Raw genomic sequence first — 15,447 nt, forward strand, 5'->3', positions numbered from 1 at the left:
ATCGGACGGAGGACGTTCGGTCCGAAGCGCGCGGCCTTCCTGTCGGTATCCGGCAGTCATGCTGGCAGTATCTTCCAAGTCTGAGTGAGAAGCCATGAGCAATGTCCTGTTCGAACCCATAGTCCTGGGCGATATGCTGCTGCGCAATCGTATCGTCATGGCCCCGCTGACCCGCTCCAGGGCCGGTGTGGAAGGCGTGCCGGGAGTCATGAACGTCGAGTATTACCGCCAGCGCGCCAGCGCAGGCCTGATCATCACGGAAGCGACCCAGATCTCGCAGCAGGGGCAGGGGTATGCCTGGACCCCCGGCATCTACACTAAGGAGCAAGTCGCCGGATGGCGGCGCGTTGCGGAGGCAGTCCATGCGGAAGGCGGCAAGATCTTCATGCAGCTGTGGCACGTCGGGCGCGTGTCCCACCAGGTCTTCCAGCCCGGCGGCCAGCTTCCGGTCGCGCCCAGCGCCCTGCCGGTGCCCGGAAAGGCCTTCATCGCGGATGAGGAGGGCAGCGGCGTCTGGGCCGATATTCCCGTGCCCCAGGAACTCGACATCCCCGGCATCGAAGCGGTCATCGCCGACTATGTTCGCGCCGCGCGCCATGCGATCGAAGCCGGCATGGATGGCGTCGAGATCCACGCCGCCAACGGCTACCTCATCGACCAGTTCATCAACAGCGGCAGCAACCTGCGGAGCGACCGCTACGGCGGCTCGATCGAAAACCGGGTGAGACTGCTGCTGGAAGTCGTGGACGGAATTGCGGAGGCCATCGGCATGGGCCGCGTCGCGGTCCGTCTTACGCCGCTCGGACGACTGTTCGGAATGTCGGACGACACTCCCGAAGAGACGATCAGGTACATCGCGGCGGAACTCGACCGCCGCTCCATCGCCTATCTCCATGTCGTGGAACCTTCGACGCTGGGAACGGAACTGGATGCCGAGGCCGATCCCCGGTGGGACGAGATCGTCTGGAAGATCCGCAATACCTTCAAGGGAACGCTGATGCTGGCGGGCGGATACGATGCCCGGTCGGCTGAAGCCGCTCTCGAAAACGGCCGGGGCGACCTCATTGCCTTCGGCAAGCTCTTCATCGCCAATCCCGACCTGCCGCGACGGTTCCTGGAAAGCGCCCCGCTCAATGAGCCTGAAAGGGCCACATTCTTCGGCGGCACCGAGCTTGGCTATATCGACTATCCGAGCCTCGAGCCGGCAAACGCCTGAACAGTCCTCGGCGGCGCCGCGGCCGACCTCTCCGCGGCGCCGCTCGACTTCATCCAGTCCGCCGGCATCGCTGTGGCACTCGATCCCCACTCTGCGCTGATCCTGCTCTTCCACCAGCACGATTGGGAAACGTCGCTCCTGCTCGAGGCCGTTCACCAGGACTGCTTGTACATCGGGGCGATAGGTAGCCGTCGCACCCATTTTGAACGGTCCGAAAGTCTCCAGGCTCGGGGCGTGACGGCGGCGCAGATCGGGCGGATCCGTCGGCCCATCGGCCTCATTGTCGCATCGCGCGACCCAGAGACCCTCGCGCTCCCGGTCCTTGCCGAAGTGGCGGAGGCTTATCAGAAGAAGCTCGGGAGCGCACGCATGCTGGACTTCAGGCGCACGCCGGCCGTGAGGATGGCGCGGACGCCACAGGCCGACAATCGCTTCGCGCGCGCGGCGTTTTAAGTTCACCGCACGAGGCTGAACTTAGGGGGCGCAGTTCTGACCAGTCAAGCCGCACCCCATACCGAAGTATAAGCCCGGCGTTCTTCCAAGCTATATCTTCATATTATTGGAACGACGGCAACCGTCCGGTAGCCGGTGGTTATGCTGACGGGGGACATTCTCCGGTCGCCCTCAATCGGAAGACAAGGTACGATGAACCGGAAACGTCTCGCAGGCACGGCGATGCTGGCCGCCATGGCAGCAGGTGTCCTGGCGCTCGGCCTGACCTGGAGGCCGACGATTTCGGCGATCGATCGGCCGCAGGCTGGCTCCTTCCCGGCCGCTCAGGTGAACCAGGGCGCCATTCTTGCCAAGCTGGGCGATTGCGCGGTGTGCCATACCGCTACCGGTGGACGCGCGCTGGCCGGCGGCAGGCCGCTGGCGACGCCCTTCGGGACGCTGTTCGCCAGCAACATCACCCCGGATGCGGAAACCGGGATTGGCAACTGGTCCTACGAGGCGTTCCGGCGGGCGATGCGGGACGGGGTGTCGCGAACGGGATCCCATCTCTATCCAGCGCTTCCCTACGACCATTATACCCATGTCACCGAAGGCGACTTGCAGGCCATCTATGCCTATCTGATGACGCGCCGCCCGGTCCATGCACCGAAGCCTGACAACAAGCTCATCTTCCCCCTGGGATTCCGCCCGCTTCTGGCCGGATGGAAGTTTCTCTATCTTCGCCACGGCGACGTCCCTTACGACAGCGGGCAGTCGGCCCGATACAACCGGGGGGCCTATCTGGCAGAAGGTCTGGGCCACTGCGGCGGTTGCCATACGCCGCGAAACCTCATGGGTGCGGAAGTGGCCTCGAAGGCCTATGCCGGCGGCATCGCCGAGGGCTGGCGGGCTCCCCCGCTGAACGCAGAGAATCCGGCGGCCCGCAAATGGACGGCCGATAGCCTCTACACGTTCCTGCGCACCGGCGTTTCCCCGGACCACAGCGCCGCCGGCGGTCCGATGGGACCGGTGGTGGAAAGCCTTTCCTCCGTCCCCGAGGAGGAAGTGCGCGCGCTTTCCGTCTACTTCGCGGCAAAGATGGGGAAGGCCGCGCCTGCGAAGGCTGAGGCGGAACCGGTCGATCGTCCGGCCGAGGCGGTAGCGGCCTTTCCGGAAGGCGCCAGGATCTTCGCCGGCGCATGCGCTGGCTGCCACGGTCCCGGTGCGCCGATGATGTCGCAGGGACGGCCTGCGCTCGGCCTTTCGACCGACCTGACGGACAGCGAGCCGACCAGCGCCATTCAGGCCGTCCTGCAAGGCATCGAGCCCCCCGTGGAAGGCCGCGGCCCCAAGATGCCCGCATTCGCGCCCAGCCTGACCGACGGTCAGGTGGCGGCGGTGCTCGGCTACGTCCGCACCCGCTACACGCATAAACCGGCCTGGAACCACCTTGAGCACGACGTTCGCCAGGCCCGCAAGGAAGGTGGTCAGCCATGACTTTCGAACTCACCGTAAACGACAAGACCCACATCGTCGATGCGGAGGCCGAGACCCCGCTTCTTTATGTGCTGCGAGGCGAACTGGGCCTCAACGGTCCCAAATATGGCTGCGGCCTCGGTCAATGCGGCGCCTGCACGGTGCAGCTGGGCGGCAAGGCGGTCTATTCGTGTCTTACGCCCCTGATCACCGTGGGCGAGCGTGAGGTCCGTACCGTGGAAGGCCTCGGCGGGGTGGACTCGATGAACCCGCTCCAGCAGGCCTTCGCGGACGAGCAGGCGGCCCAGTGCGGCTACTGCATCGCGGGCATGATCATGCGCGCCCAGGCGCTGCTCGATGAAAATCCTCACCCCACCGAAGCGGAGATCCGCTCTCATATGCAGCCGAACTTGTGCCGGTGCGGCACTCATATGCGCATCCTTCGGGCCATTCGCCGCGTCGCGGCCGTACCGGCGGGAGCGGCAGCATGAACGCGCCGGTTCTCGATCGCCGCAAGGTCCTGAGCGGCGGCGCCCTGGTCGTCGCCTTCGCGATGACGTCGCGCCTTCTCGGCGATGCGGTCGGCGGAGGCGAGGGCGGCGCGGGTCCCAAGGTGGTGCGCCCCGACCTGGAGGGCAGCCTCAAGACCGACCCCTGGCTCGATGCCTGGATCCGCATCGATGCCGAGGGACAGGCCACCGTCTGTTCGGGCAAGGCCGAACTGGGGCAGGGCATCCGCACGGCCCTGTTGCAGGTGGTGGCGGAAGAACTCGACATGCCGCCGGCAGCCATCACGTTCATCACCGCCGATACCGGGCGGACTCCCGACGAAGGCCTGACCGCGGGGAGCCACTCGATGCAAGACAGCGGCACGGCCCTGGCAAATGCCGGCGCCAATGTGCGGATGCTGCTCATCGGCGCTGCGGCGAAACGCCTGGGGATTCCGGTACGAGAGCTCGACACGACCGGTGACGGGCACATCGCCGCGCGCGATGGGCGGCGTGTGAGCTACGGTGAAGCGGCGCGCGCGCTGTCGCTTCACGTCGAGGCCGTGGCCGATGCGCCGCGCCGGTCGCCGCAGAGCTACCGGACGATGAACCGCGACTTCCGCCGCGTCGATATACCCGCGAAGCTCACGGGCGGGGAGGCCTATGTCCAGGATATGCGGCTTCCCGGCATGGTGCATGCCCGCGTGGTTCGCGGGCCGAGTTACGGAACCCGGCTCACCGCGCCCGACATCGCTGCGGCGCGGAAGATGCCCGGCGTGCTCAGGATCATCCAGAACGGTCAGTTCCTGGCCATCGTCGCCCGCAAGGAGTGGCAGGCGATCCAGGCCATGCGCGTGGCGCAGACGAGCGACTACGTGAAAACGGGGCCGGATCTGCCCGGCGAGCAGGGGCCTCGGCGGCTGCAGTCGCTCGCGAGCCGCGAGATAATCGTCGAGCAGAGCGACGACGGCCCCAAAGCCTCGACCAGGACGTTCAAGGGCTCCTTCTCGCGGCCATGGTATAGCCATGGTTCGATCGGACCGTCCTGCGCGGTGGCGCATCTTCACGGCGGCGAACTCACCATCTGGTCCCACAGCCAGGGCGTGTTCGACATGCACCGCGCCACCGCTGAACTCGTCGGCCTCGCGCCGGACAAGGTACGCGTGATCCATACCCCTTCGGCGGGGTGCTACGGCCATAACGGCGCGGACGACGCGACTGCGGAAGCCGGCCTCATCGCCATGCAGTTGCCCGGCGTGCCCGTCCGTCTGCAATGGATGCGCGAGCAGGAATTCGGATGGGAACCCTGCGGATGCGGGATGGTCACGCAAATCGAGGCTTCCATAGGACCGGACAACAAGATCGCCCATTGGAAGTACGAAGTCTGGAGCAATTCGCATAACAACCGGGCCGTAGGGGCCGGGGGCTATGCGGTCGCGCAGGAGATCGTGCCGGGCTTCCCGATGCAGGTTCCCGCGCCGATCCCCATGCCGGAAGGCGATGGAGACCGGAACGCCAATCCGCTCTATGTCTTCAACAACATGGACATCCGCTATCACTTCGTTCCCGAAATGCCCATGCGCGTCTCGGCGCTGCGATCCCTGGGCGCTCACCTCAACATCTTCACGATGGAAGCGGCGCTCGACGAACTGGCGAAAGCCGGCGGCGTGGATCCTTTGGCATTCCGCCTCGCCCACATGCAGGACGAACGCGCGCGCGCGGTCATGCTGCGCGCCACCGATGCGTTCGGTTGGAGCAAGCGGCTGCGCGGCGACGGGCGGCGCGGATGCGGAATGGCCTTCGCGCGGTACAAGAATCGCGGCGCCTACTGCGCCATCGCGCTGGAAATCGAGATCGAGCGCGAAACGGGAGCAATCACCATCCACCGGGTCAACGCCGCTGTCGATGCGGGCCAACCGGCGAACCCGAACGGGATCCGCAACCAGATCGAAGGCGGCATCATCCAGTCACTCAGCTGGGCGATCCACGAGGACATGACGTATGACACGTCGAAGCGCACCGGCTTCGACTGGGGAACTTACCCAATCCTGCGCTTCGACCAGGTTCCCGGTTCGATAGACGTCGATATCGTCGAGAGCGCCGGCTTGCCGTTTCTCGGCGCGGGCGAAGCCGCTCAGGGGCCGACCTCGGCGGCTCTGGCGAACGCCATCGCCGATGCCGCAGGCGTTCGATTGTGCGACATGCCGCTGACCCCCGCGAAAGTGAAGGCTGCAATCGGCAACGCCGGCTAAGGCCGTTCAGGGCTCCACTGCGGCAGGACTGTCGAGCACTGCGGCCTGCGCCGTTCGCAATATCGTGGGGAGTGTGATCTCGACGATCGCACCCCGGTCCACGTCATTGTCCAATCGGATTTCGCCGCCGTGGGCTTCCACGATCGATTGGCAGATAGCCAGACCCAGGCCCATTCCGTCCGTTTTCGTGGAATAGAAGCTTTCGAACGCCCGTTCGCGCAGGGAACGGTCCCAACCGGGGCCATGATCTCGAACGCGCAAGACGACTTTGTCCGGGCCGACGTTTTCAGCCATGATGTGAACGCCTCGCTCGATATCGGCGTCGCTCTCCATGGCCTGGAAAGCGTTGTTGATCAGGTTCAGAAACAATTGCTGGAGGAGGATCCTGTCGCCGAGGATCGTGCAGGCATCCGACAGCGGTCCTACGACGATGCGGCTTCCCGGTTGCAAGCCCAGCCGGGCGACCTTGGCGATTTCTTCGATCAGTGGGCGAAGAGCCAGTTCTCGCATCTCGCCGCTTGAATCCCGCACCAGGCCCCGCACGCGCTTGACGACTTCATGAGCATGTTGCGCGCAGCCCCGAAGACTGCCCAAGGCTTCCAGAGCCTCTGCGACGTTCGGGGGCGTGCGTTGCAGCCAGCGTGTCGCCGTGTCGACGAAATTCTGGATCGCGGCGAGGGGTTGGTTGATCTCATGCGCGATGGCCGCCGACATGGCAGCCACCGAGGCGCTTCGCTGCGCCCGCTCGAGCTGCGCCCGGGTGCTCGCGACGATCCTTTCCAGTTGCCCTCGCTTGGTGATGTCGAGAATACTGCCGGGTACGCGATCGAGAGGGAAGTGCGGCGCCAGACTGAAAGTGACGATGATATCGATCGGTTCACCGCTGGCTGTGCGGACGGTCGTTTCCGTCTCGAAGACCTCCCTTCGCTCGTCGATTGCCAGAAGGCAGTCGGCGAAGCTTTCGTCGGACTCGGGAAGAAAGTCGCTCAGGCGCCCGAAGAAGGAGTCCTTGCCGCTGAAGCCCATCATGCTGATGGCAGACCGGTTGGCGTCGGTTATGCGCACCATCCGCCGGGTCCTGATCACGAAATCGGGGTTGTTCCTGAGGTAGGTTCGCAAGTCCGTGACACCGCTGTCGCGCAGGCGCTTCAGTTCTGCCGCCACCGGCCGGAAGTCGTGCTCCCAGATCGCCATCGACAGACTGTTGAAAACCGCCTCGTAATGTAGTTCCTCCCGCCGCAGGCGATCGTCCATGATCTTTCGATGACGCATCAGGGCAGTGGTGACTCCGATCGCGGCCAGGCTGATCACCATTCTCAGCAACGCGGCTATGTCAGGGTGACGACCATGGACGACCGCAAAAGAAAGAATTGTCAGCGCAACGCATAAGATCGGCCAGGTTTTGAGCGAAGACCTGCCGCTGCCGGTAGTGCTGGCGATCACGATGACCAGGCAATACAGCGTAGCGAACGCGCTGCCCAAGTTGGTGTAGGTGTCCAGAAGAAACACGCCGGCCGCCAATCCGGCTGAGCTTAGTACCTTAAGCCGACCCATTCTTCCACCTAACCAAGCCAAGATCCTTCCGCGGAGCAGCTGCCTGTCACTCGCTTATCGGATGCCTGGCGCCTGACCAGGTGATGAAATACTACGATACCAAGGAGATATAAAGCCCTGCAAACAAGCAATTCAGAGCGGTGACGCAAAAGTCTCTGCCAGCGAACCAAGCAGGTGTGACTGGAGGCCCGGCTATAGGCTTTGACTTTTCTATTGCAGCCTACCCTGAACGCTAGGCTGATATCAGGTCGTCCGCCCGTACCGGATGCGAGTCGTCACGACATTCCAGAAACTGGCGGACAGGGTGGGATTCGAACCCACGGTGAGCTTCCACCCACGGCGGTTTTCAAGACCGCTGCCTTAAACCACTCGGCCACCTGTCCTTGTCGGAAGAGCGCATAGACAAATCGTGGCGGCTTGCAAGCGCGGACTGTCGCTGCCGATCCACAGCGCTGGGCCGAGCGAGAGATCGGACGGAAAGCCACTGGCTTGCGGCGACTGTCCACGGCCGATGCACGCCAGCCATTTGCAAGGAGGCCGCATTGTGCAAGATTTACAAGGATGACTTTCTCCTTGAAGCTGCGTTCCCTGCATCAGAACCTCGCCGTAACGGTCGCTGCGCCTCTCGCCGCCGTTGCCCTTGCCGTTCCCGCCGCCTCGGTGCAGGCGCAGCCGGTGGTCCAGAGCACCGCCCAGACCTCGGCGCCGCAGACTGTGGCGGGCCAGACGTTCCAGGGCTATCTGCAAAGCGTAGGCGCGCGGGCGCGCCGCGAAAGCGTGAGCGAGGCGACGATCGCGCGCGTGCTGACTGGGCTTACTCCCAACCAGCGCGTCATCGAACTCGATTCGGCGCAACCGAGCCGCTCCACCACGCCGCCGCCGATCGCGCCCTACATCGCCCAACATGTCGGCTCCAGCATCATCGCCCGCGGCCGCTCGCGCTATGGCGAGCTTTCCAGCATGCTTCCCGCGATCGAGCGACGCTACGGCGTGCCGGCACCGGTGCTCTTCGCGATCTGGGGGCACGAAACGAACTACGGAAGCTACGTCGGGGACTTCGATCTTGCCCGCTCGCTCGCGACTCTCGCCTGGGAAGGGCGCCGCCGCGCCTTGTTCGAGGGAGAGTTGATCGCGCTGCTCAAAATGGTGGATCAAGGTGTGCCGACCTATCGCCTGAAGGGCAGTTGGGCCGGCGCCTTCGGCTATCCGCAGTTCTTGCCGAGCGTCTACTTGCGCCTTGCCGTCGACGGCGACGGCAATGGTACGCGCGACATCTTCACCAGTCCGGCCGACACGATCGCTTCGATCGCAAATTACTTTCGCGATGCAGGATGGCGGCAAGGGGAGCCCTGGGGCGTTCGCGCCACCGTGCCGGCCGGGTTCAACGCCAATGCCTACGCCACCAAGCTGGCAGCTCCCAGTTGCGACCGGGTCCATGCGCGTCACGGGCAGTGGAAGACGGTTTCCGAATGGCGCGCTCTGGGCGTGATAGCGCAGCAGCCGATCGGAGACTCGGTGCTCACTTCCTTGTTCCAGCCCGATGGCCCTGGAACCTCGGCCTACCTGCTGACCGGTAACTATCGTGTGATCCTTCAATACAATTGCTCGAACTATTATGCCTTGTCCGTCGGACTGTTGGCAGACGAGATTGCTCGCTGACCGAGCCCTTGCTGATCGCTGGCGGGCGGAGCAGGGAAGGGCGACTTGGGATGCGAGCGTCTCCAGGGCATGATCACGCCCGCGTGGACGGCGCCCTTCGCAAATCGTGCACAAGCTGCCGCAGCGCTGGAGAAGGCCCGGACAGCAGGGTATAGCGACGCACGAATCCAGCGCGCGGAGAGATAAAGGGTCGTTTCGCGCGCACCAACGCAGCCGTTCCGGCTCGCGGGGAGAAGCCGCGTCTTGAAATCCTGTCTTAAGTCTGCCCTCTCGCTCGCCGCCTCGGCAAGCCTCGTTGCCGCCACGATCTCAAGCCCGGTACAAGCCGCGATACCCGCGCCGCCGCCGGAACTGGCGCCGATCCCCGTCAGCATCCTGGTCGATATCGGCTCGGGTCAGGTGCTCGTGCAGCGGCGTCCCAACGTGCCGTTCCTGCCGGCTTCGGTCACGAAGGTCATGACCGCCTTCGTCGCTTTCGAAGAAATCGACGCCGGGCGCCTCAGCCTGGATCGCCGCATGCCGGTCCGACCGGAAACGGCCAAGGAATGGTTCGCCAAAGGTACCTCCATGTATCTGACGGAAAAGGATCAACCTACCGTCCGGGACTTGCTGCACGGTGTCATGACGGCATCCTCCAACGACGGCGCCGTGGTGCTGGCCGAGGGTTATGCCGGCAGCGTCGCCGCCTGGGCGGATATGATGAACGCAGCGGCGCGCCGCATCGGGATGACCGGAAGCCGTTATCACACCCCGAACGGGTGGATGGACGACGGTCAGACCTACATCACCGCCAGCGACATGGTGAAGCTGGCTGACGCCATGATCACGCGGCATCCTCAACTCTACCACGAGTTTTCCGGCGTGAAGCGGTACATGTGGCGTGATGTCGCCATGCGCAGCCACGACCCGACGGTGGGCGTCGTCCCCGGAGCGGACGGCATCAAGACCGGCTACACGCGCGAGGCAGGGTATAATTTCCTCGGCACGGCAGAGCGGGGCGGCCGGCGCCTCGTGATGATGCTCGCCGCTTCGCCCAAGCCGAAGGTCCGGGACGACGCCGCCAAAGCGCTGTTGGAATGGGGATTCTCCGCCTGGGAGGCTCGCCACCTGTTCGACCAGGGGCAACCGGTCAGCCAGGCCAAGGTGCAGGGCGGGGACGCACGATCCGTTCCGCTGGTCGCCAATCGCGAGGTTCATGCCACGCTGCCCAAGGGCGGGCACGAGAAAGTCGCGCTTGCCGTGCATTACAGGGGACCGCTGGTCGCGCCCATCCGCAAGGGGGATCAGGTCGGCGAACTGGAGATCAAGGTCGAAGGCCTGGCACCCGGACGGGTTCCTCTCTACGCAGGCAAGGACGTAGGCGTCGCAGGACCGCTGGACAGACTGATGAACGGCCTTATCAGCTTCTTCGCATGACCAGAGGAAAGTTCATCGCGCTCGAAGGGGGCGAGGGGGCAGGCAAGTCCACTCAATCGCGCCTTCTGGCAGCGGCGCTGCGGGAACGCGGTCTGGAGGTGGTCACCACACGGGAGCCGGGCGGCACGGCCGGGGCCGAGGCGATCCGCGCGCTCGTGCTCCACGGCGTCGGCGAGGACGCGGCCGGATGGAGTCCGCGCGCCGAAGCCCTGCTGTTTGCTGCCGCCCGTTCGGATCATGTCGAGAAGCTGATCCGCCCCGCGCTCGAACGGGGCGCGTGGGTGATCTGCGACCGATTCCTGGATTCGAGCCGCGCCTACCAGGGCGGGGGCGGCGGTCTGACGGACGAGGAACTGCGTAAGCTTCACGAGATCGGCAGCGCCGGGATGCTGCCCGACCTGACGGTGCTCATCGAAGTCGCTCCCGAGGTTGCCGCAGCCCGGCTCGCCCGGCGCGACCTGGGCGGAACTGACCGCATCGGCAGCCGCGACGCCGCCTATCATGCCCGCGTCGCACAGGCCTTCGCCAGTTTCGCGCAGGCCGAGCCGGAACGGTTTGCTCGCGTTTGCGGCAATGGCACGCTGGAAGAGACCAGCGCCCTGATCGTCGCGGCGCTCGGCACGCTTTCATGAGCGAGGATCTGCCGTTCGTCGGTCAGAGGGCTGCGTGGCAGGAGTGGCTCGCCGCGATCGGCTCGGATCGCATGCATCACGCCTGGCTTCTCGCGGGCGGGAAGGGGCTGGGCAAAGCCGCATTCGCGCGGGTGGCCGCGGCGGAGCTCGTGCGTGCACCCGGCGAGCAGCGGCCCGATCCGGCGATGCATCCGGACATTCATGTCCTCGAGCACCTGCCCGCCAACGACGATGAGGCCAAGAAGAAGGCGGAAGGCAAACCGTTCCAGACGAAACGGAACATCTCCGTCGATCAGGTCCGCGAGATGATCCGCCGCCTGGCGACGAAACCGACCATGGGCGATCGCCGCGCCATCATCATCGACCCTGCCGACGATATGGAGAAAGGCGCCGTCAACGCCCTTCTGAAAGCCTTGGAAGAGCCACCGGCCGGCACTTACTTTCTGCTTCTTGCGCACCAGCCCGGGCGGCTTCTGCCGACCATCCGGTCGCGCTGCCGCGTCTTGCGCTTCGCCTCTCTCGACGAGGCTGAACTGGAGGAAGTCATCCGCCGCGATCTGCCGGAGGCGGATGCAGAGACACGCCGGGCCGCCATCGCAGCGGCGCAGGGATCGCCGGGGATAGCGCTCAATTTCATCCAGCATGACCTCGGCGGCATCCACCGACTGATGATGCAGATCCTGCACGAGGGGGATGCCGACTATCGGCTGCGTGGCAGCCTTGCCGAAGAGATGGGTGCAAGGCCGGCTCGGGAGCGCCAGTTGGCTGCCCTCGAAATGGCGCGAGCGGCGCTTGCGAACGATCTGCCTCATGCAAGCACTGCGCAGCAGCGGCGGTTGATCGATGCCCATGGTGCGCTCGTCACGCTATCAGCCCAGGCTCCGACCTACAATTTCGACGCGGGCCTCCTCATAATGGAAATTGGCGGGTTGCTGGCGTCGGCTGCGATGCCTAGAGAGACGGCTCGCTAGGACCTCCAGAAAAAGAAAGCGCGACGCCGCATGGGCGAGCCCTATTATATCACGACCGCGATCAGCTATCCGAACGGCAAGCCGCATATCGGCCATGCCTACGAAGCGATCGCCGCAGACGTCATCGCCCGCTTCAAGAAGGCCGAGGGCTTCGACGTCCGGTTCCAGACCGGCACCGACGAACATGGGCTGAAGATGGCGCAGAAGGCGCGTGACCTCGGCACTACACCGGCTGATCTGGCAACCGAAATGTCATCGCATTTCAAGGCGATGTGCGACGCTCTTGATATCGACTACGATGTCTTCATCCGCACGACCGAGCCGCGTCACCACGTCGCTTCGCAGGAACTGTGGCGCCGCATGGAAGCGAACGGCGATCTCTATCTCGATCGTTACGAGGGCTGGTACTCGATTCGGGACGAAGCCTACTACGACGAAGGCGAACTGGTCGCGGGCGAGGGCGGGGAAAAGCTATCGCCGCAAGGCACGCCGGTGGAGTGGACCGTAGAGGAATCGTGGTTCTTCCGCCTTTCTAGGTATCAGGACAAGCTGGTCGAACTCTACACCACGGCGGACTTCATCCGCCCCGAAAGCCGCAAGAACGAGATCCTGCGTTTCGTCGAAGGAGGTCTTCGCGATCTCTCGGTGTCGCGCACCAGTTTCGATTGGGGCATCAAGGTTCCCGCAAGCAACGGGTCCGAAGATACCGGACACGTCATGTACGTCTGGGTCGATGCTTTGACCAACTACCTGACCGGCCTGGGCTTCCCGGAAGAAACGAGCGAATTCGCCAAGTTCTGGCCTGCCGACGTTCACCTCATCGGCAAGGACATCGTTCGCTTCCATACGGTATACTGGCCCGCCTTCCTCATGAGCGCCGGCCTTGCCGTGCCCAAGCAGGTGTTCGGCCATGGCTTCGTCCTCAATCGCGGCCAGAAGGAATCGAAATCGCTTGGCAACGTGACCGATCCCATCGCTCTGGCCGAGACGTTCGGGATCGATACCCTGCGTTACTTCTTCCTGCGAGAGGTAGCATTCGGCCAGGACGGCTCGTGGTCGCCTGAAGCCATCGTCACCCGCGCCAATGCAGAGCTTGCCAACAGCTTCGGCAATCTTGCGCAGCGAAGCCTCTCCATGATCTTCAAGAACATGGACGGCGTTCTCAAGCCCGGTCTCCCGCAGACCGAAGCCGACGCGCAGCTGCTGGCGGCGGTGGCTGACGGTATCGCCGGTCTGCGTGCCAGCTTCGACGCGCTTTCCTTCAGCGAGGGACTCGAGGCCTGGATGCGAGCGGTCTTCGCCTGCAACCAGTACGTCGACGAACAGGCACCCTGGGCCCTCCGCAAGTCGGACCCCGAGCGCATGGAAGCGGTGCTCATGATGCTGTTCCGGGTCGTGCGCGACCTTGCGATCGCCGTTCGTCCGGTCGTTCCCGGATCCATCGACCGACTGCTCGACCAGATGGGTGTAAGCGCAGAGGCGCGCGACTTTGCCGCACTCGGCGATAGCAAATGGTTCGAAAGCCTGGCGGCAAGCGGCTACAAGGTCGAAAAGCCCGTCGGCGTATTCCCCCGCCTGGAACTGCCGGAGGAAACGCCTGCGTGATGCTGATAGATTCGCATTGCCATCTGGAATATGAAGGCCTTGTGGAGGATCAGGGCGGCGTGCTCGATCGCGCGCGTTCGGCAGGCGTTCAAGGGTTCCTCAACATCTCCACCCGCCGCAGCGAGTGGGACAGGGTGGTCGCCACGGCGGAACGTCATGCCGACGTCTGGGCCTCGGTGGGTATCCACCCCCACGAGGCCGACCAGCATGCGGACCTTGGCGAAGCTGCCCTGCTGGAAGCGACGAAGCATCCCAAGGTCGTGGGCATCGGCGAGACCGGCCTCGACTACTATTACGACAAGTCCGACCGCGAAGTTCAGCAGGCCCTGTTCCGCACGCACATCTCGGTGGCGCGTGAAACCGGACTGCCGCTGATCATCCATACGCGCGACGCCGAGGAGGACACTTTCCGCATTCTCGACGAGGAGATGGGGAAGGGCGGCTTCCCGGCGCTGATCCACTGCTTCACTGCCAGTGCGGATTTCGGGCGCAAGGTGCTCGATCTCGGTCTTTCGATTTCCATATCCGGTATCGTGACTTTCAAGAATGCCCAGGACCTGCAGGCGGTTGTCGCCACCATTCCGGCCGATCGCATCCTGGTGGAAACGGATTCGCCTTTCCTGGCCCCTGTGCCGCATCGCGGCAAAAGATGCGAGCCGGCCTACACGGCGGATACGGCTAGGTTCGTTGCCGATCTGCGCGGCACATCGACCGATGAACTGGGCGCAGCAACGACGCGTAACTTCTTCAATCTGTTCAAGAAAGCCGCCGCGTGAAAGTCACTATCCTCGGGAGCGGCACCTCGACGGGCGTTCCTCGGCTCGGCGGCGAATTTGGCGCGGACTGGGGCCTTTGCGATCCCAACGAGCCGAAAAATCGGCGGACGCGCGTTGCCATCCTGCTGGAGAGCGATGCTGGCAGCCGTATTCTCGTGGACACGCCGACCGATCTGCGCGCGCAGTTGCTGGCAAACGACATCCACAGCATCGATGCCGTCTTCTGGACGCATGATCACGCGGACCACTGCCATGGCATCGACGACCTTCGGCCGCTGCGTTACGGCCGCGCCGGCCCGATCCCGGGATTCGCCAACTCGGAAACGGTACGGCGGCTGCGCCAGCGCTTCGGCTACGTCTTTGCAGGACAGTTCGGCTATCCGACGTTGATCGCACTCGACAACCTGGACACCTTGCGACTCTGCGAGGGGTTCCGCGTCGATCACACGCAGATGCCGCATGGACCGGCTGAGTCGACCGGGTTCCGCTTCGATTGTGACGGTAAATCGGTCTGCTACATGACGGATTTCAGTGAAATCACACGAGGCATGATCGACTTGTGCTACGGCGCAGATCTGCTGATCGTGGACTGCCTGCGCCGAGAACCGCACCCGACACATGCGCACCTTGGCATGGCGCTGGAAGTTGCGGAAGTCTGCCGCGTGGGCCAAGCCGTCCTAACACACCTCGACAAGAGCATGGATTATGCGACACTCGGCGACGAAGTGCCCGAGAACGTACGGGTCGCTTATGACGGGATGACAATCGTACCATGAACCAGACCGGGATGATCGTCGCCGTAATCTCCGTGATCGGATCGCTCATTCTGGTAACCAATGGCTCGCGTTTTCGATCGATGCCGATGGGCAAGATGGTGAAGCTGGCACTCATCTGGACAGCGATCATCGTTGGACTGGTGCTGATCATCCGGGTTAGCGGCTTCCAGATTCGTCAGTGACCCGCCCCGCCA

At 64.2% G+C, this 15,447-nt stretch carries 14 protein-coding genes and 1 tRNA gene; 13 read left to right on the forward strand and 2 right to left on the reverse strand.

Features of this window, described 5'->3' with window-relative positions; translation table 11 throughout:
- Window positions 1–94 precede the first annotated feature (94 nt).
- From L284_RS28365 to L284_RS28385, 5 genes are all read left to right on the forward strand, one after another.
- Window positions 95–1,216 carry an alkene reductase gene (locus L284_RS28365; protein WP_021232667.1) on the forward strand — a complete coding sequence of 374 codons (1,122 nt, stop codon included), beginning with the start codon at window positions 95–97 and terminating at the stop codon, window positions 1,214–1,216.
- Window positions 1,217–1,288: 72 nt separating this feature from the next.
- Window positions 1,289–1,669: an XdhC family protein gene (locus tag L284_RS28370; protein ID WP_021232668.1), complete on the forward strand. Its 381-nt coding sequence runs from the start codon at window positions 1,289–1,291 to the stop codon at window positions 1,667–1,669.
- A gap of 192 nt (window positions 1,670–1,861) precedes the next feature.
- Window positions 1,862–3,145, forward strand: a complete 1,284-nt coding sequence (locus tag L284_RS28375; RefSeq protein WP_021232669.1) for a c-type cytochrome — start codon at window positions 1,862–1,864, stop codon at window positions 3,143–3,145.
- Window positions 3,142–3,615 (forward strand): (2Fe-2S)-binding protein, encoded by a 474-nt coding sequence (locus L284_RS28380; RefSeq protein WP_021232670.1) that lies wholly within the window; start codon window positions 3,142–3,144, stop codon window positions 3,613–3,615. The genes L284_RS28375 and L284_RS28380 overlap by 4 nt, the downstream gene beginning before the upstream one ends.
- Window positions 3,612–5,864, forward strand: a complete 2,253-nt coding sequence (locus L284_RS28385) for a xanthine dehydrogenase family protein molybdopterin-binding subunit (RefSeq protein ID WP_021232671.1) — start codon at window positions 3,612–3,614, stop codon at window positions 5,862–5,864. The genes L284_RS28380 and L284_RS28385 overlap by 4 nt, the downstream gene beginning before the upstream one ends.
- 6 nt (window positions 5,865–5,870) lie before the next feature.
- Here L284_RS28385 and L284_RS28390 read toward each other — a convergent pair whose 3' ends face one another.
- The gene (locus L284_RS28390) at window positions 5,871–7,385 is read right to left on the reverse strand and encodes a two-component system sensor histidine kinase NtrB (protein ID WP_021232672.1); all 1,515 of its coding nucleotides are present in this window, start codon (window positions 7,383–7,385) and stop codon (window positions 5,871–5,873) included.
- Window positions 7,386–7,711: 326 nt separating this feature from the next.
- A tRNA-Ser gene (locus tag L284_RS28395) sits at window positions 7,712–7,801 on the reverse strand.
- Between the two features lie 292 nt (window positions 7,802–8,093).
- Between L284_RS28395 and L284_RS28400 the strand changes: the two genes are divergently transcribed.
- From L284_RS28400 to L284_RS28435, 8 genes are all read left to right on the forward strand, one after another.
- A complete protein-coding gene (locus tag L284_RS28400; RefSeq protein ID WP_407635831.1) occupies window positions 8,094–9,077 on the forward strand; it encodes a lytic murein transglycosylase in 984 nt (327 codons plus the stop codon).
- A 243-nt stretch (window positions 9,078–9,320) separates the two neighbouring features.
- The gene (locus L284_RS28405) at window positions 9,321–10,493 is read left to right on the forward strand and encodes a D-alanyl-D-alanine carboxypeptidase family protein (RefSeq protein WP_021232674.1); all 1,173 of its coding nucleotides are present in this window, start codon (window positions 9,321–9,323) and stop codon (window positions 10,491–10,493) included.
- Window positions 10,490–11,125 carry a dTMP kinase gene (gene tmk / locus L284_RS28410; protein WP_021232675.1) on the forward strand — a complete coding sequence of 212 codons (636 nt, stop codon included), beginning with the start codon at window positions 10,490–10,492 and terminating at the stop codon, window positions 11,123–11,125. Before L284_RS28405 ends, tmk begins: the two co-directional genes overlap by 4 nt.
- A complete protein-coding gene (locus L284_RS28415; RefSeq protein ID WP_021232676.1) occupies window positions 11,122–12,096 on the forward strand; it encodes an AAA family ATPase in 975 nt (324 codons plus the stop codon). The genes tmk and L284_RS28415 overlap by 4 nt, the downstream gene beginning before the upstream one ends.
- A gap of 30 nt (window positions 12,097–12,126) precedes the next feature.
- A complete protein-coding gene (gene metG, locus L284_RS28420; protein WP_021232677.1) occupies window positions 12,127–13,701 on the forward strand; it encodes a methionine--tRNA ligase in 1,575 nt (524 codons plus the stop codon).
- Complete coding sequence (locus L284_RS28425) at window positions 13,701–14,477, forward strand: TatD family hydrolase (protein ID WP_021232678.1); 777 nt, start codon at window positions 13,701–13,703, stop codon at window positions 14,475–14,477. The genes metG and L284_RS28425 overlap by 1 nt, the downstream gene beginning before the upstream one ends.
- Window positions 14,474–15,253: an MBL fold metallo-hydrolase gene (locus L284_RS28430; protein WP_021232679.1), complete on the forward strand. Its 780-nt coding sequence runs from the start codon at window positions 14,474–14,476 to the stop codon at window positions 15,251–15,253. The genes L284_RS28425 and L284_RS28430 overlap by 4 nt, the downstream gene beginning before the upstream one ends.
- On the forward strand, window positions 15,250–15,435 hold the full coding sequence (locus L284_RS28435) for a hypothetical protein (RefSeq protein WP_021232680.1): 186 nt from the start codon (window positions 15,250–15,252) through the stop codon (window positions 15,433–15,435). The genes L284_RS28430 and L284_RS28435 overlap by 4 nt, the downstream gene beginning before the upstream one ends.
- The last annotated feature ends 12 nt before the right edge of the window (window positions 15,436–15,447 follow it).

This window comes from Novosphingobium lindaniclasticum LE124 (assembly GCF_000445125.1).
In the GTDB taxonomy this organism is placed as follows: domain Bacteria; phylum Pseudomonadota; class Alphaproteobacteria; order Sphingomonadales; family Sphingomonadaceae; genus Novosphingobium; species Novosphingobium lindaniclasticum.